Origin of the sequence: Variovorax sp. GrIS 2.14 (assembly GCF_046115955.1) — a bacterium.
Taxonomy (GTDB): Bacteria; Pseudomonadota; Gammaproteobacteria; order Burkholderiales; family Burkholderiaceae_C; genus Variovorax.
In genome coordinates this window covers 1-1,664 of record NZ_JBJXIA010000089.1, presented here as the reverse complement: position 1 = coordinate 1,664, position 1,664 = coordinate 1, and the positions used below count along the sequence as shown (strand labels likewise).

Genomic DNA, 1,664 nt, shown 5'->3' with positions numbered 1-1,664 from the left:
CCGCATCGTCCATGGCCAGACCGATGAACCAGCGATACAGGAGGTTGTATTGGGTCTACTCCATGAGTTGGCGCTCCGAGCGCACGCTGAAGAAGACCTGCAGCAGCATCGCTGCGCAGCAGCTTTTCTGGCGCGATGCCGGGGCGCCCACCCTTGATGTCAGCCTCGTACATGCCGGCAAACAAGTCATCCATCTTGATCAGCGCTTCGTTGACCATCGAGCGGATCGGGTGCAGCGGATGGTCTGCCGGCACAAAGTCCTCGAGCTTGCGCATGGTGAACAGACTCTCGGTGAAGGTGTCGGCGCCGCGCATGGTCTGGGTTTGCTTGCGAGTATCGGGGATCAACTTACTCCGTTTTGGGGCCGTCACGCGTCGACCAACTGCACAGGTATTTCAGCACCCTGCTGGGCCGCAAGGATTGATCGCACGACGGGCGCCTTCCGCCGTGTGCGGATTCCATGCGAGAACTTGGGAACGTTTTGTAGGCGTTTGCTGCAGCTCGAAGGAAACGCGCGGTTCGGTATTGAAGTAGCCCTCATCGGTAGCCACCGCTGAAAAAACTGATGCAGCAATGATGGCTAACGGCATCCCATGCCCACACCGCCCATTATCGAAAAGTGCATCCAGCTCATACCCGCGGCAGCAATCAAGTAAGACGGTTTCCGATGGCAGCAGCACCTGTACGTCTCAGGCTGCCAGTGCAGCAGGGGTCTGCGCCACGTAGTCTTCTCCTACATCCGTATGGGCCGCGTTGGGGCTGCGTGCCGCTCCAACGCACGCTAACTTGTTCCAATGGGGCCCCCCATTTCGCCGCCGACGGATGTCGACCGCGCTGACGCCAGCTGAGGTTGGGGGGTAGCTTCACAGGGCAATCCAAACCATCTCTTAACTACCCAGGGTGGACACATGAAAGACATTCCAAAAGGCCTGCTTGAGGGCTAGCCGCCACCATCCTGCTGTCAGTGCTGATGGTCCTGAAGGCAACGATGGGCTTCATGGCGCAACTCGACTTTCCGCAGATACTCGCCGGAATGATGGGTTCACCGGACCAGCCCCTTATTGGGTGGATCGTACATTTCGTGATCGGCATCGTGACCTATGGTGTTGCCATCGCAGCTCTCGACTCGAAGCGGCAGGGAACCAGCCGCGTTGGACACGGGATCATGCTCGGCATCATCGGCTGGTAATCATGATGCTGGTGTTAATGCCGATGGCCGGCGCTGGCCTCTTCGGGATAAACATGGGCATCATGGCTTCGATGATGACCTTGGTGCTGCATCTGATCTTCGGCGCGGTTCCTGGCTGGGTGCACGGCCGCTTGGCCGCATCAGGAAATGGTTCGAACTCACGGGGTCACGCTTGACTCGACTCGCTCGACGGAACCCTGCCAAGAAGGTTGGGCATGCAATGAATGCAATAGCCCATGATCCCCAGTGCATCCTGCCGGTTGACCTCAACGAAACGCTGCCCGGCATTCAGCCGATGTGCCCATTAGCCGAGACGCGCAAGTTCAATGCGGCCGATTTGCTCGGCTTTGCCGAAAAGCTGATCCTCACTCCGGCGAACGGGGCAACTACAGCCATCACGACGAGGGCTTACGGCTCGTCGCGCTGCGGACGGGATAGTTCCGAGTTTTATTCTGAAAGCAGTGACGGTCAAAGC

At 58.6% G+C, this 1,664-nt stretch carries 2 protein-coding genes and 2 pseudogenes; 3 read left to right on the top strand and 1 reads right to left on the bottom strand.

Annotated elements, in window-relative coordinates; translation table 11 throughout:
* Positions 1 to 58 precede the first annotated feature (58 nt).
* Positions 59 to 314 (bottom strand): annotated as a pseudogene (locus RCH10_RS27625) (transposase); the annotation flags it as partial.
* 635 nt (positions 315 to 949) lie between these two features.
* On the opposite strand from RCH10_RS27625, the pseudogene RCH10_RS27620 reads away from it, so the two are divergent.
* From RCH10_RS27620 to RCH10_RS27610, 3 genes and pseudogenes are all read left to right on the top strand, one after another.
* Positions 950 to 1,189, top strand: a pseudogene (locus RCH10_RS27620) (DUF6789 family protein); the annotation flags it as partial.
* Between the two features lie 2 nt (positions 1,190 to 1,191).
* A complete protein-coding gene (locus RCH10_RS27615) occupies positions 1,192 to 1,365 on the top strand; it encodes a hypothetical protein (RefSeq protein WP_409054845.1) in 174 nt (57 codons plus the stop codon).
* Positions 1,366 to 1,409: 44 nt separating this feature from the next.
* On the top strand, positions 1,410 to 1,664 hold a 255-nt coding region (locus tag RCH10_RS27610), incomplete at its 3' end, for a hypothetical protein (RefSeq protein ID WP_409054844.1).

What these genes read in the sequence shown, in the direction of transcription:
- RCH10_RS27615 (WP_409054845.1), top strand. Translation starts at nt 1,192, where the DNA reads ATGATGCTGGTGTTAATGCCGATGGCCGGCGCTGGCCTCTTCGGGATA.